This is a genomic window from Cupriavidus sp. UYPR2.512 (genome assembly GCF_000379565.1).
Taxonomy (GTDB): Bacteria; Pseudomonadota; Gammaproteobacteria; order Burkholderiales; family Burkholderiaceae; genus Cupriavidus.
Window position 1 is genome coordinate 18,943 of record NZ_KB903042.1, and the last position, 22,161, is coordinate 41,103.

Below are 22,161 nucleotides of genomic sequence, written 5' to 3' on the forward strand. Positions count from 1 at the left end.
CTGGCTCCTTGGCTTTGCGTGGGTTGGTGATGCCATGGTAGGGGGTGGTGTAGTATCGGAAAAGCGGGAATATCCGATGTGGACCATCGGGTTATCCGAAGGAATGCCACCCTTGCCGGAGCCTTGCCATGCGTGGATTCGAAACCGACCAGTTGCGCACCTTTGTCACGGTCGCGGACAGCGGCAGCTTGTCGGCGGCGGCGCCCAGGCTGTTCCTGTCGCAGTCCTCGGTCAGCGAGCAATTGCGCAAGCTGGAGGAGCGCGCCGGGGTGCCGCTGCTGTCGCGCGGCCGTCATGGGGCGGTGCCGACGCCGGCCGGGGAGCGGCTGCTGGAACACGCGCGGCGCATCCTGGCGCTGAACGAGCTGGCCCTGCAGGAGCTGCGCGGCCACGCGCTGGCGGGCGAACTGCGGCTGGCCGTGACCGACTACTTCCGCCCGGGCGAGATCGCCGGCATGCTGCGGCGCCTGCGCGAGCGCTACCCGTACCTGCGCCTGCACGTGACGGTGATGAAGAGCGCGGCGATCGATGCCGCGGCGGAGATGGACACCTTCGATATCGGCCTCAGCATGCGCCTGCCCGGCACCCGCGGGCAGGGCGCGGGCACGCGCGGCACGGTGCTGCGGCGCGAGCCGCTGGCCTGGGTCGCCGCGCCCGCCGAGGCCGAGAGCCTGCCCGCCACGCTGCCGCTGGTGCTGCTGCCCGACACCTGCTCGCTGCATCAGTACGTGGTGCAGCTGCTGCTGCGCAAGCGGCTGCCGTTCGTGGTTGCGCACTCGGCGTCGGGCGTCGCGGGGCTGCACCTGGCGCTGGCAGCGGGGCTGGGATTGTCGTGCCTGAATGCGTCGGCAATCGGCCCCGGCGTGGCGCCGCTGGATGCCGCCAGCATCGCCCGGCTGGCCTTGCCGCGGCTGCCCGAGGCGGAGTTTTTCCTGTTGCCCGGCCGGCGCGGCGAATCAGGCTTGATCGCCGAGGCGCGCGATGCACTTGCCGGGCAGTTGAGGTAGCAAATGGCAGGAAATGCGCTTGCACAGCTCCAGTTTGTGATCAATGCAACATATATTGATCGGGAATAAGAATAATTCGCAATCTCGTTGACCCTGGCAATCCTGTAATCGATAATGCGCTCGCGTTTTCAAAACTATTACAGCCGATTACAGTGAAATGAGAATAAAACTTCACCCGATCTGTGCCGCGGTGGCGGGGAGCTTCGTATTTCAACCGATGCTGACGTGGGCCCAGGCCGCGCCAGACGCTTCGGCGCAGTTGCCCGAGGTCACGGTCAGGGCCGATGCCGGCCGCGAGCTTGGCACCGGCTATAACCCGCCCAATGCGGTCAGCGCGACCAAGACCGAGGCGCCGCTGCGCGACATCCCCCAGACCGTCAACGTGGTCACTGCCGATGTCATGCGCGACCAGCACGCCACTTCGATGCAGGATGCGCTGAAAAACGTGCCGGGCGTGTCGTTCTCCACCGGCGACGGCCAGCGCGACCAGGTGTCGATCCGCGGCTTCAGCGCCATCGCCGACCAGTTCGTCGACGGCATCCGTGACGATGCGCTGTACTTCCGCGACCTGTCCAACGTCGACCGCGTCGAAGTCATCAAGGGACCGGCAGCGGTGCTGTACGGCCGCGGTTCGTCGGGCGGCCTGATCAACCGCGTGACCAAGAAGCCGGGCATCGACGTCACCGACTTCGCGCTGAGCTACGGCATGTGGGCCGACCGCCGCGCCGAAGCCGACGTGGGCCGCGTGTTCGCCGACGGCGCCGCCGCCTTCCGCGTGACCGGTGCGGTGGAGAAGGCCAACAGCTACCGCTCGCAGCAGTTCCTGGACCGCTCGGCGATCGCGCCGTCGCTGGAGCTGCGCCTGGCACCGGAAACGACGGTCCTGCTGCAGGCCGACTACCTGGAAGACCGCCGCGTGACCGATTTCGGCATCCCGGCCTACAAGGGGCGCCCGGTGGACGTGCCGGCCTCGCGCTACTACGGCGCGGCCAATGCGCGCGATGCCGACTATAGCCAGTCGCGTGTGTACTCGGGCACTGCCACGATCAACCATCGCTTCAACGACGACTGGTCGATCCGCAACGCCACGCGGTACTACCACTACTCGCTGGATCGCAATAACACGCTGACCAGCTCGGTCAACGAGGTGACACAGCGGCTGACGATGTCGCACTCCAACGTCTACCGCGAGGAGCACGGCTGGTTCAACCAGACGGACCTGACGCAGAAGGCGACGATCTTCGGTACGAAGCACGAAATCCTTTACGGGATGGAGATCGGCCAGCAGAACAAGGATCTGGTCAACTATTCGAAGGCCGTGCCAGGCACGTTCGATCTGTTCAACCCGGTGCTGCCCACGCTGCCGCGCCTGGTGGGTGGCACGCCTGCCACCAGTAATCTGGGTATCGCCAAGACCCTGGCGTTCTACACCCAGGACATGATCACCTTCACCGAACAGTGGAAGGCGCTGCTCGGCGTGCGATACGACAACTTCCAGCAGGACACGGAACAGCGCCTGGCAGGCCAGAAGAACCTGTCGCGTACCGACAACGCCTGGAGCCCGCGTGCAGGCCTGGTCTGGCAGCCGTCGAAGGTGCAGTCGTATTACGTGTCTTGGAGCCGGTCGTTCCAGCCGTCGGGTGAAGCCTTCGCGCTGGCAACCAACAACGCCGATCTGGCGCCCGAAACGACCAACAATGCCGAGGTCGGCGCCAAGTACGACTGGCTCGACGGCAAGGCAAGCACGACGATTTCGGTGTTCCGGCTGGAGCGTAGCAACGTCAAGGTTTCCAGCGTCAACAACACGCTGATCCCGATCGGCGAGCAGCGCACCGACGGCGTGGAGCTGAGCGGCGCCGCCGAACTCGGCAGTGGCTGGCGCGTGCTGGCTGGCTATGCCTATCTGGATGCGGTGGTCACCAAGTCCTCGCCAGCCCTGCAGGGCAAGCGCGCCACGCTGACGCCGCGCCATTCCGGCAATGTCTGGCTGACCAAGACGCTGGGCAACGGCTTTGGCATCGGCGGCGGCCTGAACCTGGTCGGCGCGCGGATGGCCGACCCGGCCAATACCGTCACGCTGCCGGGCTACGTCACGGCGGACATGATGGCCTGGTACCGCCATGGCCCGTTCGAGGCGCAGTTGAACCTGTATAACCTGTTCAACAAGAGCTACATCGTCTCGGCGCATGGTTCGAATGCCAACCTCAACATGCCCGGCGCTCCGCGCAGCGTGATGGCCACCCTGCGCTACCGGATGTAAAGCGCAGCATCGTGGACAAAAAAACCGGGCGGTGATGAACCGCCCGGTTTTTTTTCGACTGCCGTTTCTCCTTCGGCTGGGACACGCAACGGCATGCCCCGGAGAAACCCTGAGTCCTGCGCCGTGCCGGCAGGGTCAGTGGTCACGTTCCCAGGTCTGGGTGCGGCCGATCAGGCTGATGCCGATGAAGCCGCGCACGCTGAGCTTGTTGCCGTCGTCGGCCAGCGACATCTTGCTCTTGTAGACCTTGCCGTTCTCCGGGTCCAGGATCTCGCCGCCGCTCCACTCGTTGTCGCCGGTCTTGCGCAGGCCAGAGAGGATGGTCATGCCGATGACGGGCTGGTCCTTGCGTGCGTCGGTGCACTTGTCGCACACGCGCGGCTTGCCGTCGCTCTCGACGAAGGTCTTGACCAGGCGTCCGCTGAAGACGCCGTTCTTCTCGGTGATCTCCACCAGCCCGCGCGGCTTGCCGGTGTTGTCGTCGATGGTCTTCCACATGCCGCTGGGCGTGGCCTGCGCCATTGCCGCGGCGCTGCCGAGCAGGGTGGCGGCAAGCACGGCGGCGCGCAGGGTCGAAGCAAGGGGGGAATGGATGCGCATGATGTCTCCTTTGAGATTCGTAGCCACGCCAATCTACTGGCGCCGGAGCCGCGCCGCAATCCGGCGCGGCGCGGCGCGCGTCTTTCCGCCGCCCTCGCCTGCTACCCGCAAAGCCGCATGCAGCTGCCGTTTGCGGGTTATTGTGATGCAGCAAAATGCAGCGGCGGGCGGGCGCTGAAGCAATCCTCCAAGCGGACGTACGACGCGCTGCCGGCAGGGCGAGGTGAGTGGTGCGGCGATTGGCGAGGGTGAAAGAGCGACGACGCGAGGCACGGCGCGCGCGATCCGAATCGCACGGCAAGCGCGCGGATTGAACACGCATGCCGATGGCTTGATCGAAGCGGCTGCCGAAGTGTTGCCGCGATGCTTCGCGAGCGTCGCGGCTTGGCTCGATCGCAACGCTTTGATGACCTCGCGATGCCTTCGCGCTGTTGCGTCGATGCAAACCGTTGCGTGCACGCATCACTCTTGGACGGTGTGTGCGAAGGTGTCGCGCGAAGCGTGAAGCGGGCATGGCCGACGCTTGGTCGCATGGCGGCGCGTGCGTGCGTTGCCGATGGATGTAAAGCATGCAGAGCGTGTGTCGCGCAGCGCGGCGCGCGCGCGTTCAGGAACGTGTCCGCGCCAGTCGACGGCTGCCGCACGCGTATCGGTGCATCGCCCGCAAAGCCTTTGTCCATGCGGCTTTTCGGAAAACGCGAGGTCGCGCGCAGCGGCATCGCGCAATCGTCAGGCGCGCGTTGCGATGCGGGTCGTCGGGGTTTGTCGCGGTGTGTAAAAGCTGCGATGCGCGGAGTGTGCGATGGGGTGTCGCGCTGCGTGTGCGAGCGTGCGCAACGCGCATCCGCACCAGCGTGCGAGCGACGCGTTGCGATGCTATCGGCAACGTCTTCGTGACACCGCGCGTGAGAACTAGTTCGAGCGATACATGCAGGCAAGTTTTTTTGCACTTTTTTCTTAACATCATCGTGCAAACGAATTATGATTCGCCTTGACAAGAGTCTCACTTCATTGCAGAGAAGCAGGAAGCAAGATGGAACGACGAGCGCGATGCGCGCTTCGATGCAGTGACGAAGGTAGTAGCTGAGGAGCACGAGAACTTTGACGCAGACCAGGCCGGACCGGCTTCTTAAAACGCGTGCAGTCTCCCTTGGTCCATTAACGGGTTGGACCCGCTACCACCGAATGAATGCCGCCTGCCGTGCGCGAGGCCAAGCCCGCACCGCAGGCCAGCTGTCCGATATCTCCTCATTTCTGGCCGTGCGCCGGCTCAACGGGCGGTGCGGGCTGATCGAATATTCCAGGGCGCGGCACGTGCCCGAGACCCGCTTGCGGGCTCGCTCCGGCCGCCAAGTCACCGCTAGGGGCGGTGCGCCTGCAACCGAATTCATTAGCGTGCAGCAGTGGTCGGGCCGCACGCCGATGAATCGCTCGCTCGACTGGGGCCGCGCTGCTGTAGCGCGCCTCGGGTCGGTCGGGTCGCCAACTTAGGTCATTCGATATTCACTCTCTAGTGAAGGAGTTATCCATGGCAACTGCTGCAAAGAAAAAGCCGGCGGCTAAGAAGGCCGCCAAGCCGGCCGCCAAGAAGGCTGCTGTGAAGAAGGTCGCCGCCAAGAAGGCAGCACCGGCCGCCAAGAAGGCACCGGCCAAGAAGGCCGCTGTGAAGAAGGTCGCCGCCAAGAAGGCAGCACCGGCCAAGAAGGCAGCCGCCAAGAAGGCCCCGGCCAAGAAGGCCGCGGTGAAGAAGGTAGCCGCCAAGAAGGTCGCGACCAAGAAGGTTGCAGCCAAGAAGGCACCGGCCAAGAAGGCCGCGGTGAAGAAGGTAGCCGCCAAGAAGGTCGTGGCCAAGAAGGCTGTTGCCAAGAAGGCTGTTGCCAAGAAGGCTCCGGCCAAGAAGGCTGCAGTGAAGAAGGTTGCTGCCAAGAAGGCTGCACCGGCCAAGAAGGCTGCCGCGAAGAAGCCGGCTGCCAAGAAGGCTGCTGCCAAGAAGCCGGCTGCCAAGAAGGCTGCCGCCAAGCCTGCCGCGGCCCCTGCCGTTGCTCCCGCTTCGGCTGCCAAGACCGCGCTGAACCCGGCCGCTGCCTGGCCGTTCCCGACGGGCAACCGTCCGTAAGCTGCTCCGCCACGGAGTGGACCTTACGCGTTCCGCAAGGAACCGCACCGGCACGCAGCGCGTGCCCGCATGACCGGATACTGTGTATCCGGTCCGCAAGACACCAGGTCTTGCTGACCCGCCGATGGCATCCGCCCGGCGGGTTTTTTCATGGACGCGCGCCTGCGGGCGGGGGCGGTCCGCCACTGTTACGGAATTGCAAAGCCGAAAAGAAAAAGCGCCGCGACCCTTGCGGGTGCGGCGCGCATTGTTGCGCCCTGGCGCGGCCCTGCGGGGCCACGAGGGCTCAGTGCGTGACCCGGGTCAGCCCGCCTGAGGACAGCAGCCGCACGCGCTCGCCAGGGCGGAAGGCTTCGTCCGCCTCCTGCGTGATCGCGCGCATCTCGCCGTTTTCCAGGCGCACGGTGATTTCCAGCCCGCGGCGCTGGTTGATCTTGTTCTCGGCCGCGCTGCCGGCAATGCCGCCGAGCACCGCGCCAAGGATCCCGGCTGCCACCGCGCCGTTGCCGCCGCCGATGGCACCGCCGGCCAGCGTGCCGGCGCCGCTCTGGTTACCCTGGATGGTGACCTCGCGGATGCCTTCGACCACGCCGTAGCGCACGGTCTGTTCGCGCTGCGCCTGGCCCGTGCCATAGACGCTGTTGGAGTTGGATTGCGTAGCGCAGCCGGCAACCAGGACGGTGACGGCAAGGACGGCAACGGCACCGCCACGTAGCTTGTTATTCATGTTGTTTCCCGAAAAGAAGCCACGCGCCGGCCGCAGGTCAGGCGTAGCGGTACCCGAATGCAGACTGGAACCGGTTGCCGATTTCCTCGCGCGACAACCAGTGGTTCTGCGGACCCTGTTGCGCGATCTTGACCGAACCCATCAGCGATGCCAGGCGGCCAGTCGTTTCCCAGTCTAATCCGTTTTCAATGCCGTAAAGCAGGCCGCCACGGAAGGCGTCGCCACACCCGGTCGGGTCCACGATGCGCTCGGCCGCAACGGCCGGAATCGCGTACTGGCGACCATCGGCAAAGATGCTGGCGCCGCGCTCGCCGTGCGTGACGATGAAGGCACGGACCTTGGCGGCAACCTCGGCGCTGGTCCAGGCGGTACGGGACAGCAGGACCTGCGCCTCGTAGTCATTGACTGTCACGTAACTGGCGAGTTCAACGAACTCGCGCAGGTCTTCGCCGTTGAACAGGGGCATGGCCTGACCCAGGTCAAAGATGAACGGCACGCCGGCCTCGGCGAACTGGCGCGCGTGGTGCAGCATGCCCTCGCGGCTGTCGGGCGCGACGATGCCAAGGCCCGGCGTGCTGGCGCCGCCCAGCGCATCCTTGACGTTGTTCAGCTGCGACTGGCTCATTGCGCCAGGGTGGAAGGCAGTGATCTGGTTGTTGTCCAGGTCGGTGGTGATCATGGCCTGCGCCGTGAAGGTCTCCGCCAGCACGCGGATGTGGCCGGTGGGGATCTCCAGCTTGCGCAGGTAGTCCAGGTAGGGTTCGGCATCGGTGCCGACGGTGGCCATCACCACGGGATCGCCGCCCAGCATCTTCAGCGTGTAGGCGATGTTGCCGGCGCAGCCGCCGAACTCGCGGCGCATGCCGGGCACCAGGAACGAGACGTTCAGCATGTGGATCTGGTCCGGCAGGATGTGTTCACGGAAGCGTCCGTCGAACGTCATGATGGTGTCGTAGGCGACGGAGCCGCAGATCAGGCTGGCCATGCTCTCTCCAGGTGTTGGGGTAATTGGGTGGAACGGAGCCCTTGCGGGCAGTATCGGTCAGGCAGAAAACAAAAAGCGGCCGCCCCGGGATGCGGGCGGCCGCTGCCGTCCGGGAACGCGCGGGTTCCCGGGCGGGCCGCTGATTACTTCAGCGCGGCCAGGGCGGCGTCGTAGTCCGGCTCGCTCTTGATCTCGGGCACCAGCTGGCTGTACTTGACGGTATCGTTCTCGTCGAGCACCACCACGGCGCGGGCGGTCACGCCGGCCAGCGGGCCGGTCTTGATGTCCACGCCGTAGTTGCCCTTGAACTCGGCGCCGCGCATGGTCGACAGCGGTACCACGTTGGCCAGGCCTTCAGCCGTGCAGAAGCGGCCCATGGCGAACGGCAGGTCGGCCGAGATCGTCAGCACCACGGTGTTGGCGAGGCCACTGGCGGCTTCATTAAACTTGCGCGCGGAGGCCTGGCACACCGGGGTATCCAGGCTCGGGACGATGTTCAGCACCTTGCGCTTGCCGGCGAAGTCGGCCAGCGTGACGTCCTTCAGGTCCTTGCCGACCAGCGAGAAGGCGGGGGCCTTGTCGCCGGCTTGCGGGAACTTGCCTGCGACTTCGATGGCGTTGCCGCCGAGGGTGACGTTGCTCATGTCTGCTCCTTGTTGTCTGATGGATTTCCGGTTCGTGTCCGGAGCGGGGGGCGCGGCCTGCCGCCGGGCTCGGATTCGGTCCGGCGGCGGGCCGGGAATTCAGGGGTAAAAAATCAGCACGCGATAGTTGGCTGGCGCCTGCTGCGTCCGGAATCGTACCCGAACCGGCAGCTCCATGCCCGCGCGAAGACCCTGCGCGGCAAAGGCCTTTTGCGACGGCTCCAGGTACTCCGCGGGTTGCAGCACCCGGCGCAGCAGCAACTGGTCCTGCAGGTCGGTCATCACCAGCTCGATCGCGGGCAGGGCGGTGCTGGCGCGGCCCAGGTTGCGCAGCGTGACCGCCAGCTGGTAGGTGTCGCCGTCTTCATCCTGGCGCTGCAGCTGCGAGGTCTCGATGCGCAGCGCATCGATGTCGCGCCACGGCGGCACGTCGCAGCCCAGCGGCGCGCAGGCGGCCTCGAGTGCCGGGCGCAGTATCGGGAACTGGCCGGCCAGCTGGCTGCGTGCCAGGTAGACCACTTGCACGGCCGCGGCGATGGCAAGCACCACGGCGGCCACGCGCCAGGCGGAGCGGGACACGGCCACTGGCTTGCGGGGCTGGCGTTCGCGCTCGCGCTCACGCGCATGGCGCAGGAAGTCGGGGGCGAAGACCGGGCCGGCCGGTGCTTCGGTGCGCGCCCAGCGGCGCGTGGTCTGCTCGCGCGCGACGGCGCCGCCGGTGACGCTGAAGGGCTGGCCGGTGTCGGGGGCGTTGTCGTCGTCGCCAACGGTGGGTGGGGCGGGCGAGGCGGCGGGGCGGGCCGATGCGTCCTCCGGCCACGCGGTCGGCTCGGGCCCGGCATCGGCTGACGCCGCGCGCAGGAACTCGCTTGCGCTGGGGATGCTGGCAGCGGGTGCCACTGGCGCGGCATCGGCGTCGGCGGATTGCGGCGCTGCCGGTGTTGCTGGTGTTGCCGCAGTGGCCGGGGGTGCCGCCGGTGCGGCGGGGGTATCGAGCGCGCCGTGATCGAGTGCCGGCCAGGCGGGCGCGGAGGCCGGTTGTGCCGGCGTATCCTCGGCTTGCTCCGGTGCCGTGACGGGGGCGGGCTCAGCCGCATCCGGGCCGGCAGCCTGGCGTTCTGCGTCGCGTGCATCGCGATGGGCGACGGCGTCGTTGGCTTCGCGCAGCGCCTGCTCGATCTCGGCGTCTTCCATGCCGGCGGGTGCCGGCATGGCCATGTCCTCCGGCGACGACATCAGCATCGTCGGCGCATCCAGCGCCGGCACGTCATAGCCGGGGTCGATGGTCGGGGTGAAGGCAGGCTGCGGCGCAGGCGCGGCGTCAGCCGATACGGGGGGCGCCGAGGACGCGGGAGATGCTCCCGGTAAAGCTGCTGCGGACGGCGCCGATGATGCCGATGACGCAGCGTCGGTCGGCAGCGGAATCTCGATCAGGTGCTCGCGCGCGTCGAACACCGTTTCGCACTGGCCGCAGCGCACCAGGCCCTGGCGCAGGCGCAGCTGGTCGGCGACCAGCCGGAAGGCGGTGCGGCAGGCCGGGCAGCGCGTGACTAGCTTGACGGCGGCCATCGGTGTGAATCAGGGACGGGTGCCGCGGGTGCCATGCAGGCACACCCAGCCTTCCTCGCTGCGCCACACCGTCAGCGGCAGCCAGGGCGCGTAGGCCGCGGCGACTTCATCCGCCTGGCGCTCCAGCACGCCGGACAGCACCAGCCGTCCGCCGGCGCGCACGCGCGCGCTCAGCATGGCGGCCATCAGCTTGAGCGGATTGGACAGGATATTGGCGACCACCAGGTCGTAGCTGGCCTCGGACACCGATTCGGGCAGCGCGAACGAGGCTTCCACCCGGTTGCGCTCGGCGTTGTAGCGCGACGCTTCCACCGCGTTGGGATCGATGTCGATGCCGACGGTGTCGCCCGCGCCCAGCTTGCGCGCCACGATGGCCAGGATGCCGGAGCCGCAGCCGTAGTCGAGCACGGTTTCGCCCGGCTTCAGGTTCTGCTCCAGCCACTGCATGCACAGCCGCGTGGTGGGATGGCTGCCGGTGCCGAAGGCCAGGCCCGGGTCGAGCTCCAGCACCACGGCATCGGGCTCGGGGGCGTCATGCCACGACGGCACCACCCAGATGCGCTCGCCGATGCGGATCGGCTCGAACTGGGATTGCGTCAGCCGCACCCAGTCCTGGTCCTCGACCGCGCGCAACTGGTATGCCGGCACCGGCTCGATGCCCAGCTGGTTGGCGGCTGCCGCCACCACCACGGCCGGATCGGCATCGTCGCCGAACAGCGCGACCACGCGCGAGCGGTTCCACGCGAGTTGCTTCGGTTCCAGCCCGGGCTCGCCAAAGAGCGGCTGCTCGTCGGGCGTGTCGGCATCGGCATCTTCCACCGAGACCGACAGCGCGCCGAGGTCGAACAGGGCATCAGACCAGGCTTCGGCCTGGTCCTGCGCCACTTCGATCACACATTCCTGAAATGCCACGGGCTTCCTTGCTTGCTGCTTGTGTATTGCGGGTAACGTTGCGTCAGGCCTTCGCGCGCTCGGCCAGGCGATGCTCGAGGTAGTGGATGCTGGTGCCGCCTTCAACGAAATTGGCATCCATCATCAGCTCGCGGTGCAGCGGCACGTTGGTCTGGATCCCGTCCACCACCATTTCCGACAGCGCGATACGCATGCGGGCAATGGCCTGCTCGCGCGTGGCGCCGTAAGTGATGATCTTGCCGATCATCGAATCGTAGTTAGGCGGGACGAAGTAACCATCATACGCGTGCGAGTCGACCCGCACACCCGGGCCGCCGGGCATGTGCCAGGCGGTGATGCGGCCCGGCGACGGCGTGAACTTGAACGGGTCCTCGGCGTTCACGCGGCATTCGATCGCGTGGCCGCGGAACTGCACGTCCTTCTGGCGCAAGCGCAGCTTCTCGCCGAAGGCGATGCGGATCTGCTCCTGCACGATGTCGATGCCGGTGATCATCTCGGTGACCGGGTGCTCGACCTGCACGCGCGTGTTCATCTCGATGAAGTAGAACTCGTTGTTCTCGTACAGGAACTCGAAAGTGCCGGCGCCGCGATAGCCCATCTTCTTGCAGGCCTCGGCGCAGCGGTCGCCGATGCGCTCGATCAGGCGGCGCGGAATGTGCGGTGCGGGCGCTTCCTCGATCACCTTCTGGTGGCGGCGCTGCATCGAGCAGTCGCGCTCGCCCAGCCAGATCGCCTGGCGGTGCTGGTCGGCGAGGATCTGGATTTCCACATGGCGCGGGTTCTCAAGGAACTTCTCCATGTAGACCTCGGGATTGCCGAAGGCGCGGCCGGCCTCTTCGCGCGTCATGTTGACGGCGTTGATCAGCGCGGCTTCCGTGTGCACCACGCGCATGCCGCGGCCACCGCCGCCGCCGGCGGCCTTGATGATCACCGGGTAGCCCACGCGGCGCGCGGTGGCCAGGATTTCCTTCGGGTCGTCGGGCAGGGCGCCGTCGGAGCCGGGCACGCACGGCACGCCGGCCTTGATCATGGACTGCTTGGCCGACACCTTGTCGCCCATCAGGCGGATGCTGTCGGCGGTCGGGCCGATAAAGACGAAGCCGGATTTCTCCACGCGCTCGGCAAAATCGGCGTTCTCGGACAGAAAGCCGTAGCCGGGGTGGATGGCTTGCGCGTCGGTCACTTCGGCGGCCGAGATGATGGCCGGCATGTTCAGGTACGACAGCGGCGATGGGGCCGGGCCGATGCAGACGGCTTCGTCTGCCAGGCGTACATACTTGGCCTCTTTGTCGGCCTCGGAGTACACCACGACCGTCTTGATGCCCAGTTCGCGGCAGGCGCGCTGGATGCGAAGAGCGATTTCGCCGCGGTTCGCGATCAGAATTTTTTCAAACATGGTCTCTCTCTGCGAGAACAGTAGCGGTCCCGCTGCGCGCCGCAACGGCACGCCGGGCGCACGGCCCGGGGGCGGTCGCCGCCGTGGCCGCCATACTGCGCGGAACTGCATGGAACTGCACGGAACGGGCCGCGAAGCCCACAACGTCCCTGGCGCCAAACAACGCCATGACATGCCGCGCGGGTGCTGCTGCGGGCCGCTTGCGTGGCCGATGGCAGCGTGCGGCGTGGCATGCCGGTCAGGATCAGCCGATGACGAACAGCGGCTGGCCGTATTCGACGGCCTGGCCGTTCTCGACCAGGATTTCCTTGATGACGCCGGCCTTGTCGCACTCGATTTCGTTGAGCAGCTTCATGGCTTCGATGATGCAGACGGTCTGGCCTTCCTTGACCGAGTCGCCGACGTTGACAAACGGCGCCGCGCCCGGCGACGGCGCGCGGTAGAACGTGCCCACCATCGGCGAGGTCACCACATGGCCGGCGGGCAGCTGGGCGGCGGGCTCTGCAACCGGGGCCACGGCACCAGCCGGTGCGGCGGCCGCAGCGGGCGGCAGCGCCTGCATCTGCGGCATGGCCATCGGCGCGGCGATGATTTGCGGCGGTTGCTTGACGATGCGTACCTTGCCGTCGCCTTCGGTGACTTCCAGCTCGGAGATGCCGGATTCGGCCACCAGGTCGATAAGCGTCTTCAGCTTGCGCAGGTCCATCTTTTATCCTCCTGAATCGGGTTATCCGGCCGCTGCCCGGGACGGGCCGCGGCGGAAGAATCGTGTTGCCGGCCGCCGGAAATCCACGCCCGTCGTGCCGAGGCACGCCAACGGGCGCAGGCCGCCGGGCGGCGCGCGCAGGTTGTCAAAAAAATCTTGGGAGTTCAGCTCCCCGAACTCTCGGGTGGCGCCTGCTCCTGGCCCAGCACATAGTCCAGCGCCAGCAGGTAACCGCGCCAGCCAAGCCCGCAGATCACCCCGACCGCCACGTCGGAGAAATAGGAATGGTGGCGAAAGCTTTCGCGCCGGTGCACGTTGGACAGGTGCACCTCGACGAACGGGATCGCCACGCCGGCCAGGGCATCGCGCAGCGCCACGCTGGTGTGCGTGTAGGCAGCCGGGTTGATGATGATGAACTCGACCCCTTCCGCGCGTGCGGCGTGGATGCGGTCGACCAGTGCCCCCTCATGGTTGGACTGGAACGTATCCAGCGAAACGCCGGCTTTGGTCGCGCCTTCGGCCAGGGCCGCGTCGATATCGGCAAGCGTCGTGTGCCCGTAGGTTTCCGGCTCGCGCGTGCCCAGCAGGTTCAGGTTGGGCCCATGCAGGACCAGCACCTTGCGGTAGCGGGCTGAGCGACGGATGGAGCGGGTTGCAGTCACGGCGGCTCGACCAGATCAACGAAATTGCGCGGAGATTACCGTAGCTTAGAGGGATTTGTCTAGCGTGCGATACAAGGCTTGGCGACCTTGTGGCCGCTTTGGCGGCCCTTAAAGCACTTTCCGGCCGTTTTGGCGCTCCGGCGAAACAAATCACTGAAGAAAACCGAAATTCAGCGAACTTGGCGGAAGAATGCGCTCAGGCGCGTGGCAGCACGGCCCGCAGTTCCTCGGCCGTCACCCGTCCCATCTTGCGATACTTCACGGATCCGTCCGGGTTGATCACCACCGTATAGGGCAGGCCGCCGGCGCTGTTGCCGAAGTTGCGCGACAGCTCGGTGCCGGCAAAACCAGCCACGGCGAGCGGATAGGCCACCGGCACCTTCCTGGTGAACTGCTGGATATTGGCGGCTGAATCGATGCCGATGCCGACAAACTCGACTTGGCGGCTCTTGTATTCCTCATGTAGCGCAGTCAGCTCCGGCATTTCCTCGACACACGGCCCGCACCAGGGCGCCCAGAAGTTGATCACTACGGTCTTGCCGCGCAGCTTGCCCAGGTCCAGGTCGGCGCCGGCCGCGTCGGGCAGGCGTGTCTGGAAGAAGGTTTCCACCGCGTGGTCGCTGGCGGGCTTGGGCGAGAACATGAAATGGCCGGCCAGTGCGCCGGCGGCGCAGGCGACCACGGCCAAGGTGATCCACAGCCAGAGGCGGGAGCGGCGGGCGGGCGAGGGAACGGTTTCAGTCATGGGGATGGCTTGGACCAGTGAAGTAGGGGCGGGCGTCAGGCCGGGTCGGCATCGCCGGGCGCGTCCATGAGCGCCCGTACCGCCTGCACGTCGGCGCGGGCCGGGCGCCCCGAGGCGTCGGCACGCACGGCGCCGCGTTCGTCGACGGCATCATACAGTGCAATATGGATGCCGACTGGGGCACCCAGTTCCGCGCGCACCTCGCCGGCGAGCAGCCGGGCCTCGCGGCGGTCGGGCCACTGGCCCTTCCACAGGAAGCTGAGAGTCTCGACATCGCCGCGGCCGCCGAAATGCCGGCTCTCGCTGGTCTCGAAATCCACGCCCGCGTTGATCAGGTGCAGCGTCGCATCCTTGGCGCTGTCGCAGAAGCACTGCAGATAGATATCGGAGTGCTCGGTGGCGGTGCCGTTGAGCACGGCGCCGATCAGGTACGGCCGGAACGCCGCCAGGTCTTCCATGGCCAGGACCGCCAGCCGGCGCAGCAGCGCCAGCACGCGGGGCTGGCTGTCGGCGTGGAACAGCGCCTGGTAGGCGCGCACCTCGGCTTCGACCTGTTCGTTGTCGGGCAGCCATTCGCCGGGCACGCGCTGCTCGCCCAGTACCTGGCGAGCGGCCTTGCGCTTGGCGGTGGCGTAGTCGGCACCGTCCTCGGCAATCATCCGGGCGGCAGCCTGGGCGATTTCCTCGCGCAGGCGGGTGGGGTCGGGAGCGGTACGTCGGGTCATGCCCCATGATACCGGAGGCTCCCGCGCAACCGGTGCGCGCTGCCGCAGTGCAGCGAATGCCGCGGGCGCTCGGGTACAATCGAACGCTTCCTGCCCGGCCAATGCACCACAAGACACGGCCTGAAAACGCCGCCGTGCCGCCGCGCCACGCCGGGTGCCGAATCCCCACGCCTGCGGGCTTCAAGTCTTTCCGGGAACCCATGCATATTCATATCCTTGGCATCTGCGGCACCTTCATGGGCGGCCTGGCGGTGCTGGCCAAAGAGGCCGGCCACCGCGTCACCGGCTGCGATGCCAATGTCTACCCGCCGATGAGCACCCAGCTCGAGGCCCAGGGGATCGAGCTCATCGAAGGCTTCGACCCCGCCCAGCTGTCACTGGAGCCGGACCTGTTCGTGATCGGCAACGTGGTCTCGCGCGGCAACCCGCTGATGGAGGCCATCCTCGACCGCAACCTGCCCTATGTGTCGGGCCCGCAATGGCTGGGCGAGCACGTGCTGGCGCGCAAGTGGGTGCTGGCGGTGGCCGGCACGCACGGCAAGACCACCACCACGTCGATGCTGGCCTGGATCCTGGAGGATGCCGGCTACCATCCCGGCTTCCTGGTGGGCGGGGTGCCGCAGAACTTCGGCATCTCGGCGCGTGTGACCGAATCGGACTTCTTCGTGATCGAGGCCGACGAGTACGACACCGCCTTCTTCGACAAGCGCAGCAAGTTTGTCCACTACCGCCCGCGCACCGCGATCCTGAACAACCTGGAATACGATCACGCCGACATCTTCCCGGATCTGGCGGCGATCGAGACCCAGTTCCATCACCTGGTACGCACCGTGCCCGGCCAGGGCCGGATCGTCGTCAACGGCGTTGAGGAAAGCCTGGCACGCGTGCTGGAGCGCGGCTGCTGGAGCGAGGTCGAGCAGTTTGGCGTAGGCGACTGGCGCGAAAGTGATGCTGTCGCTACTGCCGCGCCCGGCAAGGACGCCTTCGACGTCTGGTTTGGCGATGCCGTGCAGGGCACTGTGGTGTGGGACCTGCAGGGCACCCATAACCGCATGAATGCGCTGGCGGCGATTGCCGCCGCGCGTCATGTGGGCGTGCCGGCCGCGCAGGCGATCGAATCGCTGTCCCGCTTTGCCAACGTCAAGCGCCGCATGGAAGTGCGCGGCGTGGCCGGCGGCGTGACGGTCTATGACGACTTTGCCCACCATCCGACCGCGATCCAGACCACGCTGGAAGGGCTGCGCCGCCGCGTCGGCGATGCCCGCATCCTGGCAGTGCTGGAGCCGCGCTCCAACACCATGAAGCTGGGCGTGATGAAGGCGCAGCTGCCGGCCAGCCTGGAGCAGGCCGACCTGGTGTTCGGCTACGGCGCCCCGGCCGGCAAGGATGCGCTGGGCTGGGACCTGGCCGAATCGCTGGCGCCGCTGGGCGACAAGGCTGCCGCCTTCCAGGACCTGGGCGCGCTGGTGCAGGCCGTGCATGCCGCGGCGCAGCCGGGCGACCACGTGCTGGTGATGAGCAACGGCGGCTTCGGCGGCGTGCACCAGAAGCTGCTGGACGCGCTCAGCCAGGGCGCCGCGCGCTGATCGACGGGACGGACCATCATGCTGCTGTACCTGCACGGATTCCGCTCCTCGCCCCAGTCGTTCAAGGCCCGGCTGGTGCAGGAGCGCATGCGCGAGTGGGGCGTGGGCCGCTACTACGCCTGCCCCACGCTCAATGTCTCACCAGAACTGGCCATTGCCCAGGCGCAAGCCACGATCCGCGCCGCGCAGGCCGGCGGCGACCAGGAGATCGCCATCGTCGGCTCGTCGCTGGGCGGCTTCTATGCGCGCTGGCTGGGCGAGCGCCATGGCTGCAGGACCGTGCTGCTCAATCCGGCCATCCACCCCTGGACCGACCTGGAAACCTACCTGGGCGAACAGCCGCTGTGGCACGGCGGCGGTTCGGTCATGGTCGAGCGCCGCCACCTGCACGAGCTGTTGGACCTGCGCGTGGACACCATCACCGATCCCGAACGCTATTACCTGATCGCCGCCACCGGCGACGAGGTGCTGGATTACCGTGAGATGGTCGCGGCCTGCCCGGGCGCGAACATCCGCGTGATCGAGGGCAGCGACCACGGCATCAGCGAATTTGCCGACTACGTCGACGATGTGCTCGCCTTCTGCGGCTATGGTCCTGGCGGCAAGTTGCCGGCAGGCACAGGCCCGGCATGAGCGCGCAGTCCGCGCGCCGCTGCGGCTGGAGCCCGCACCTGGCCTTTGATGCAGCCATCACGCCCAACCTGCGGCGCTGGGTGACCGGTGACGACGGCTCGCTGACCGCGCGCCTGGTGGCAGCGTCGGAGCGCTTTCGCGTGGCGCGCCTGCTGCAGCGCCCGCAGCGCCCGCTGGCCGATGAATGGCAGGTGCTGGGCCAGCACGACCGCACCCCCGCGCTGACGCGCGAGGTGCTGCTGATCTGCGACGATATTCCCGCCGTGTTTGCCCATACCGTGGTGCGCTGCCGCCATGCGCGCCGCGACTGGCCGTTTCTGCGCGGGCTGGGCGAGCGCCCCCTGGGCGGCCGGCTGTTTGTCGATCCGGCGGTGGCGCGCGAGCCGTTCCAGTTTGCGCGTCTGCTGCCGCACCATCCGCTGCGCCAGCCCTTGCAGCGCGTGCTGCCGGCCATGGCGGCACTGCCCATGCTGCCGGCGCGGCGCTCGGTGTTCCGGCGCGGCAGCGGCGTCATGCTCGTGACAGAAGTGTTCCTGCCAGACCTGCTGTCGCGGCCATCCCCGGGGACCGAGGCGATTCCGCATCCAAAGTATTTGCGCGCATGTCGCTCTTAGCCTGCGGCGCCCCGGCGAGCCCGGGGCGCCGGAGCGGGGTGCGGTATCATTCCGGGTCTCAGGCCGCATCCATAGGGAGCGGCCCGCGACCTGCGCGCCGCAGCCGCAGCCGATTCCGTTCGCACGCGTTTGCGCCCGGTTGCACCATTTCTCCCACAGGATCCGCCCCGGCGCTGCCTCTTGGCGGCCAGACGCGGTTCCGCGCATTTCTGAAAGTACCGATCGATGCAGTTGCTGTTCGAAGAAGGCGGCGAAATCCGCGCCGGCACCGTGCTGAACCAGCAGGGCGAGGCTTACCAGGTGGAGTTGCCTGCCGGCAAGCGCACCAAGGTCAAGTCGCGCGACGTGCTGCTGCAGTTCGCGCAGCCGTCGGCAATCGAGCTGGTGCGCCAGACCGGCGACATGATGGCCGAGATCGACCTGGACTTCCTGTGGGAATGCGCACCCGAGGCTGAATTCGGCTTTGCCGAGCTGGCCGCCGAGTATTACGGCGCCGGGCCCGGCCCGGTGCAGCAGGCGGCGCTGGCGATGGCGCTGCACGGCAACCCGGTGTACTTCCGCCGCAAGGGGCGCGGGCGCTACCAGCGCGCGCCCGAAGACCAGCTCAAGGCGGCGCTGGCCGCGCTCGAGCGCAAGCGCCAGCAGGCGCTGGTGCAGGCCGAGTATGAAGAACAGCTCAAGGCGCTGACGTTGCCGGAGACGTTCCGCAACAAGGTACTGCAGCTGCTGTTCAAGCCGGACAAGAACAGCCTGGAATACAAGGCGATGGATGCGGCCTGCACCGCGCTGGGCATGACCCCGATGCGGCTGATGGTGGCCGCCGGCGGCGTGGCCAGTGCGCGCGCGCTGCATGAAGCCAAGTTCCTGGCCGAGTGTTTCCCCAAGGGCACGGGTTTTCCGGATACCGACGTGCCCGAGCCGCCCGCCGATCTGCCAGTGGCCGACGTAGAGGCGTTCTCGATCGACGACGTCACCACCACCGAGATCGACGATGCGCTGTCCGTGACCAGGCTGCCCGATGGCAAGCTGCGCATCGGCATCCATATCGCCGCGCCCGCGCTGGGCATCCGCCGTAGCGAGCCGCTCGATGCAGTCGCACGCCAGCGGTTGTCCACGGTTTATTTCCCGGGCGACAAGATCACCATGCTGCCCGACGCCGTGGTGGAGCGCTACACGCTGCAGGAAGGGCGCGTGTGCCCGGCGCTGTCGCTGTACGTGACGGTGGACCCGACCGTGTGGCTGATCACCGGCAGCGAGACCCGCGCCGAAATGGTGCCGATTGCCGCCAACCTGCGCCACAACCTGCTGGACGATGTCATTACCGAGGCTTCGCTTGCCGCGGGCACCGGCGACTACCCGTTCCGCGACGCGCTGACGCAGCTATGGCACTTTGCCGGCTACCTGTACGACGAACGCCAGAAGGCGCGCCTGGCCAGCGGCCTGCGCCCCGAGACGCACAACCGCGCCGACTTCAATTTCTACCTGGACGACCAGGCCGATGGCAGCCAGCGCGTGCGCATTGAACAGCGCAAGCGCGGCTCGGCGCTGGACAAGATCGTGGCCGAGCTGATGATCCTGGCCAACAGCACCTGGGGCAAGCTGCTGGCCGACAACGGCGTGCCGGGCATCTACCGCACGCAGAAGGCGTGGGGCATGCACCGCACCCGCATGCAGACCTACCCGGCGCCGCATGAAGGCCTGGGCGTGGCGCAGTACGCGTGGAGCACCTCGCCGCTGCGCCGCTATGTCGACCTGGTCAACCAGTGGCAGATCCTGGCGGTGGCCCAGCACGGCGTGACCGCCAAGCTGGTGGCGCCGTTCAAGCCCAAGGACGCTGACCTGCTGGCGGCGGTGGCAGACTTCGAAGGCACTTACGCCGCCTATGCCGACCACCAGTCGACCATGGAGCGCTACTGGTGCCTGCGCTGGCTCAAGCAGGAAAAGCGCGAGCGCATGGTGGCCTCGGTGCTCAAGGAAGGCGCGGTGCGCTTTACCGAGATCCCGCTGGTCACGCGCGTGCCCGAACTGGTGCAGGCGCAGCGCGGCACGCAGGTGCTGCTGGAGATCGGCGAGACCGACGAGATCACGCTGGAAGTGTCTTGCCGGGTGCTGGAAATTTTTGCCGGTGAAGGCGAGGTGCCCGAGGAAGAGCTGGAAAGCGACGAAGAAGCCGCAGAGCTGTCCGCCGAAGCCGCTGCCGAGGCGGCGGCCGAGGACGCCGCCGAGCAGGCCGCCGGGGTCTCGGGCGAGACCCCGGCCGAACCTGGCGGCGACGTTGCCGGCAAGGCGTCGGGCGAGCGCGACACCGGCACCCCGGCGGCCGGCTGAAGCCTTCGGAAATCGGCGGCGCTCACTTACAATGCGTGTCTGATCCGGGGCCCGTGGCCCCGGTCGGGCGCCGGCCCGGACCGGTTCAGGCCGGCGCCCGCCCCTCAGCCACCCTCCATCCATCGTGAACGCCACTCTCGCCGCTCCCCGCCACTGGTGGCATGCCAGGTGGCACAACAGCAGTACGCTGGCCAAGGCGCTGGCCATTTCCGTGGCCGTGCACGTGGTGCTGCTGATGGTGCGGGTGGCCGCGCCCGAGGTGTTCGAGATCAAGCGCAGCGATGCCGCGCTGGACGTGGTGCTGGTCAACGCCAAGTCGGCGCAGAAGCCGCGCAACCCGACCGCGCTGGCGCAAGCCAACCTGGACGGCGGCGGCGACCATGACCTGCAGCGCGCCACCACGCCGCTGCCCGCGCAGACCGTGACGCAGGAAGGCGATCTGGTGCGCCAGGTGCAGCGCCGCGTCGAGCAGCTGGAACAGGAGCAGCAACGCCTGCTGACCCAGTCGCGCGAGGCCGCGCCGTCGGTGCGCAACCAGCCGCTCAAGCCCGGCGAAAAGCGCCAGGACACCCCGCAGCGCGGCCAGGACGAGCGCACCTCGACCGACGAGATGGCCAAGCTGGAGGCCGAGATCGGTCGCAACCTGGACCACTACGCCAAGCGGCCCAAGCGCTTCCAGCTGACCGCCACGAGCGCGCAGGCGGTCGACTACGCGCAGTACTACGACCGGCTGCGCCACAAGATCGAGGCGCGCGGCACCACTGACTTCCCGCAACGCAACGGCAAGCCGCTGTACGGCCAGCTGATCCTGGTGATCAACGTCAACCGGCTGGGCAAGCTCGGCTATAACCGCGACGGCTATAACGTCGATGCCATCGACGTGGTCAAGAGCTCGGGCGATCCCGCGCTGGACCGCCAGGCCGTGGCGATCGTGCGCGCGGCTGCGCCGTTCGGCCCCTTTACCGCCGAGATGGCGTCGCGCCAGGACATCCTCGAAGTCATTTCCACTTTCAAGTTTTCGCGCAGCGGGCTGGAAACCCGCTTGCAGGCACGCTGATGACATCCACTGATTCTTCCCAAGCCACTTCCGACCGCTATGTGGTGATCGGCAACCCGGTCGCGCACAGCCGTTCGCCGGCGATCCACGCTGCCTTTGCGCGCCAGACCGGCGAGGCAGTGCAATACGACCGGCTGGAGGCGCCGCTGGACGGGTTTGCCGATGCCGTGCGCCGGTTCTTTGCCGATGGCGGCTACGGCTGCAACGTGACGGTGCCGTTCAAGCTGGAGGCCTATGACCTGGCCGACCGCCTGACCGAGCGCGCCGAGGCCGCCGGCGCGGTCAACACGCTGTGGATCGAAGAGGGCATGATCCATGGCGACAACACCGACGGCATCGGCCTGGTGCGCGATATCCAGGATAACCTCGACACGCTGATCGAAGGCAAGCGCGTGCTGCTGCTGGGCGCCGGCGGCGCCGCCATGGGCGCGATGCTGCCGCTGATCGAATGCCGGCCGTCGCGCATCGTGGTGGCCAACCGCACCGCGTCGCGCGCCAGCGACATGCTGGAAGAGTTTGTCGAAGCCGCCGACCAGTACGGCGTGGAGCTGTGGGGCGGCGGGCTCGATGCGCTCGACGGGCTGTCCGAGGATGAAGCCGTCGACGTGGTGATCAATGCCTCGTCCAGCAGCCTGCATGGCGAAGTGCCGCCGGTGCCCGAGTTCCTGCTGGGTGACGGTGTGCTGGCCTACGACATGATGTACGGCGCCGAACCCACCGTGTTCCTGCAGTTCGCCGCCCGCTGCGGCGCGCGCGTGAGCGACGGCCTGGGCATGCTGGTCGAACAGGCCGCCGAGGCCTTCTATATCTGGCGCGGCGTGCGGCCCCGCACCGCGCCCGTGCTGGCCGAGCTGCGCGCTGCGCTGCAGGCCGAACGCAAGGGCTGACC

Annotated in this window: 21 protein-coding genes; 10 read left to right on the forward strand and 11 right to left on the reverse strand. The window is 67.4% G+C overall.

Annotated features, from left to right (window positions below):
• Positions 1–128 precede the first annotated feature (128 nt).
• Both A3A5_RS0118905 and A3A5_RS0118910 read left to right on the forward strand, forming a co-directional pair.
• Entirely contained in the window at positions 129–1,007 is an 879-nt protein-coding gene (locus A3A5_RS0118905; protein WP_018312102.1) for a LysR family transcriptional regulator, read from the forward strand.
• 157 nt (positions 1,008–1,164) lie between these two features.
• The gene (locus A3A5_RS0118910) at positions 1,165–3,267 is read left to right on the forward strand and encodes a TonB-dependent siderophore receptor (protein WP_026200908.1); all 2,103 of its coding nucleotides are present in this window, start codon (positions 1,165–1,167) and stop codon (positions 3,265–3,267) included.
• A gap of 135 nt (positions 3,268–3,402) precedes the next feature.
• Here A3A5_RS0118910 and A3A5_RS0118915 read toward each other — a convergent pair whose 3' ends face one another.
• Positions 3,403–3,867 (reverse strand): DUF2147 domain-containing protein, encoded by a 465-nt coding sequence (locus A3A5_RS0118915; RefSeq protein ID WP_018312104.1) that lies wholly within the window; start codon positions 3,865–3,867, stop codon positions 3,403–3,405.
• On the opposite strand from A3A5_RS0118915, the gene A3A5_RS43460 reads away from it, so the two are divergent.
• Both A3A5_RS43460 and A3A5_RS0118920 read left to right on the forward strand, forming a co-directional pair.
• The gene (locus tag A3A5_RS43460) at positions 3,856–4,119 is read left to right on the forward strand and encodes a hypothetical protein (RefSeq protein WP_157637260.1); all 264 of its coding nucleotides are present in this window, start codon (positions 3,856–3,858) and stop codon (positions 4,117–4,119) included. The two genes, A3A5_RS0118915 and A3A5_RS43460, sit on opposite strands and share 12 nt — an antisense overlap.
• Before the next feature lie 1,276 nt (positions 4,120–5,395).
• Positions 5,396–5,983, forward strand: a complete 588-nt coding sequence (locus A3A5_RS0118920; RefSeq protein WP_018312105.1) for a histone H1-like DNA-binding protein — start codon at positions 5,396–5,398, stop codon at positions 5,981–5,983.
• Between the two features lie 286 nt (positions 5,984–6,269).
• Here the strand turns inward: A3A5_RS0118920 and A3A5_RS0118925 are convergent, their stop codons facing one another.
• The 10 genes from A3A5_RS0118925 to A3A5_RS0118970 all read right to left on the reverse strand — a co-directional run bounded on the left by A3A5_RS0118925 (position 6,270) and on the right by A3A5_RS0118970 (position 15,054).
• Positions 6,270–6,710, reverse strand: coding sequence for a membrane protein (locus tag A3A5_RS0118925; RefSeq protein ID WP_018312106.1), 441 nt, complete (start codon positions 6,708–6,710; stop codon positions 6,270–6,272).
• Positions 6,711–6,747: 37 nt separating this feature from the next.
• Positions 6,748–7,695, reverse strand: a complete 948-nt coding sequence (locus A3A5_RS0118930; protein WP_018312107.1) for a carbohydrate kinase family protein — start codon at positions 7,693–7,695, stop codon at positions 6,748–6,750.
• A gap of 143 nt (positions 7,696–7,838) precedes the next feature.
• Positions 7,839–8,339 (reverse strand): thiol peroxidase, encoded by a 501-nt coding sequence (tpx, locus tag A3A5_RS0118935; RefSeq protein ID WP_018312108.1) that lies wholly within the window; start codon positions 8,337–8,339, stop codon positions 7,839–7,841.
• 99 nt (positions 8,340–8,438) lie between these two features.
• Complete coding sequence (locus A3A5_RS0118940; protein WP_018312109.1) at positions 8,439–9,908, reverse strand: DUF3426 domain-containing protein; 1,470 nt, start codon at positions 9,906–9,908, stop codon at positions 8,439–8,441.
• Positions 9,909–9,917: 9 nt separating this feature from the next.
• On the reverse strand, positions 9,918–10,820 hold the full coding sequence (prmA, locus tag A3A5_RS0118945) for a 50S ribosomal protein L11 methyltransferase (protein ID WP_026200909.1): 903 nt from the start codon (positions 10,818–10,820) through the stop codon (positions 9,918–9,920).
• Positions 10,821–10,863: 43 nt separating this feature from the next.
• A complete protein-coding gene (accC, locus tag A3A5_RS0118950) occupies positions 10,864–12,216 on the reverse strand; it encodes an acetyl-CoA carboxylase biotin carboxylase subunit (protein ID WP_018312111.1) in 1,353 nt (450 codons plus the stop codon).
• 244 nt (positions 12,217–12,460) lie between these two features.
• A complete protein-coding gene (gene accB / locus A3A5_RS0118955; RefSeq protein ID WP_018312112.1) occupies positions 12,461–12,922 on the reverse strand; it encodes an acetyl-CoA carboxylase biotin carboxyl carrier protein in 462 nt (153 codons plus the stop codon).
• A gap of 164 nt (positions 12,923–13,086) precedes the next feature.
• A complete protein-coding gene (aroQ, locus tag A3A5_RS0118960; protein WP_026200910.1) occupies positions 13,087–13,584 on the reverse strand; it encodes a type II 3-dehydroquinate dehydratase in 498 nt (165 codons plus the stop codon).
• Positions 13,585–13,780: 196 nt separating this feature from the next.
• Positions 13,781–14,329, reverse strand: a complete 549-nt coding sequence (locus tag A3A5_RS0118965) for a TlpA disulfide reductase family protein (protein WP_018312114.1) — start codon at positions 14,327–14,329, stop codon at positions 13,781–13,783.
• A 35-nt stretch (positions 14,330–14,364) separates the two neighbouring features.
• A complete protein-coding gene (locus A3A5_RS0118970; RefSeq protein WP_026200911.1) occupies positions 14,365–15,054 on the reverse strand; it encodes a hypothetical protein in 690 nt (229 codons plus the stop codon).
• A gap of 200 nt (positions 15,055–15,254) precedes the next feature.
• Here A3A5_RS0118970 and mpl point away from each other — a divergent pair, with 200 nt between their 5' ends.
• The 6 genes from mpl (at position 15,255) to aroE (ending at position 22,159) form a co-directional block, all read left to right on the forward strand.
• Positions 15,255–16,640, forward strand: coding sequence for a UDP-N-acetylmuramate:L-alanyl-gamma-D-glutamyl-meso-diaminopimelate ligase (mpl, locus tag A3A5_RS0118975; protein WP_018312116.1), 1,386 nt, complete (start codon positions 15,255–15,257; stop codon positions 16,638–16,640).
• Between the two features lie 18 nt (positions 16,641–16,658).
• Positions 16,659–17,273, forward strand: coding sequence for a YqiA/YcfP family alpha/beta fold hydrolase (locus tag A3A5_RS0118980; protein WP_018312117.1), 615 nt, complete (start codon positions 16,659–16,661; stop codon positions 17,271–17,273).
• Entirely contained in the window at positions 17,270–17,887 is a 618-nt protein-coding gene (locus tag A3A5_RS0118985) for a chorismate lyase (protein WP_018312118.1), read from the forward strand. Before A3A5_RS0118980 ends, A3A5_RS0118985 begins: the two co-directional genes overlap by 4 nt.
• A gap of 225 nt (positions 17,888–18,112) precedes the next feature.
• Positions 18,113–20,215: a ribonuclease catalytic domain-containing protein gene (locus A3A5_RS0118990; protein ID WP_018312119.1), complete on the forward strand. Its 2,103-nt coding sequence runs from the start codon at positions 18,113–18,115 to the stop codon at positions 20,213–20,215.
• 124 nt (positions 20,216–20,339) lie between these two features.
• A complete protein-coding gene (locus tag A3A5_RS0118995; protein WP_018312120.1) occupies positions 20,340–21,272 on the forward strand; it encodes an energy transducer TonB in 933 nt (310 codons plus the stop codon).
• Positions 21,272–22,159, forward strand: coding sequence for a shikimate dehydrogenase (aroE, locus tag A3A5_RS0119000; protein ID WP_018312121.1), 888 nt, complete (start codon positions 21,272–21,274; stop codon positions 22,157–22,159). The genes A3A5_RS0118995 and aroE overlap by 1 nt, the downstream gene beginning before the upstream one ends.
• The last annotated feature ends 2 nt before the right edge of the window (positions 22,160–22,161 follow it).

Coding starts and splice junctions, on each gene's coding strand:
- A3A5_RS0118905 (WP_018312102.1), top strand. CDS start 129: ATGCGTGGATTCGAAACCGACCAGTTGCGCACCTTTGTCACGGTCGCG.
- A3A5_RS0118910 (WP_026200908.1), top strand. CDS start 1,165: ATGAGAATAAAACTTCACCCGATCTGTGCCGCGGTGGCGGGGAGCTTC.
- A3A5_RS43460 (WP_157637260.1), top strand. CDS start 3,856: ATGGATGCGCATGATGTCTCCTTTGAGATTCGTAGCCACGCCAATCTA.
- A3A5_RS0118915 (WP_018312104.1), bottom strand. CDS start 3,867: ATGCGCATCCATTCCCCCCTTGCTTCGACCCTGCGCGCCGCCGTGCTT.
- A3A5_RS0118920 (WP_018312105.1), top strand. CDS start 5,396: ATGGCAACTGCTGCAAAGAAAAAGCCGGCGGCTAAGAAGGCCGCCAAG.
- A3A5_RS0118925 (WP_018312106.1), bottom strand. CDS start 6,710: ATGAATAACAAGCTACGTGGCGGTGCCGTTGCCGTCCTTGCCGTCACC.
- A3A5_RS0118930 (WP_018312107.1), bottom strand. CDS start 7,695: ATGGCCAGCCTGATCTGCGGCTCCGTCGCCTACGACACCATCATGACG.
- tpx (WP_018312108.1), bottom strand. CDS start 8,339: ATGAGCAACGTCACCCTCGGCGGCAACGCCATCGAAGTCGCAGGCAAG.
- A3A5_RS0118940 (WP_018312109.1), bottom strand. CDS start 9,908: ATGGCCGCCGTCAAGCTAGTCACGCGCTGCCCGGCCTGCCGCACCGCC.
- accC (WP_018312111.1), bottom strand. CDS start 12,216: ATGTTTGAAAAAATTCTGATCGCGAACCGCGGCGAAATCGCTCTTCGC.
- accB (WP_018312112.1), bottom strand. CDS start 12,922: ATGGACCTGCGCAAGCTGAAGACGCTTATCGACCTGGTGGCCGAATCC.
- A3A5_RS0118965 (WP_018312114.1), bottom strand. CDS start 14,329: ATGACTGAAACCGTTCCCTCGCCCGCCCGCCGCTCCCGCCTCTGGCTG.
- A3A5_RS0118970 (WP_026200911.1), bottom strand. CDS start 15,054: ATGACCCGACGTACCGCTCCCGACCCCACCCGCCTGCGCGAGGAAATC.
- mpl (WP_018312116.1), top strand. CDS start 15,255: ATGCATATTCATATCCTTGGCATCTGCGGCACCTTCATGGGCGGCCTG.
- A3A5_RS0118980 (WP_018312117.1), top strand. CDS start 16,659: ATGCTGCTGTACCTGCACGGATTCCGCTCCTCGCCCCAGTCGTTCAAG.
- A3A5_RS0118985 (WP_018312118.1), top strand. CDS start 17,270: ATGAGCGCGCAGTCCGCGCGCCGCTGCGGCTGGAGCCCGCACCTGGCC.
- A3A5_RS0118990 (WP_018312119.1), top strand. CDS start 18,113: ATGCAGTTGCTGTTCGAAGAAGGCGGCGAAATCCGCGCCGGCACCGTG.
- aroE (WP_018312121.1), top strand. CDS start 21,272: ATGACATCCACTGATTCTTCCCAAGCCACTTCCGACCGCTATGTGGTG.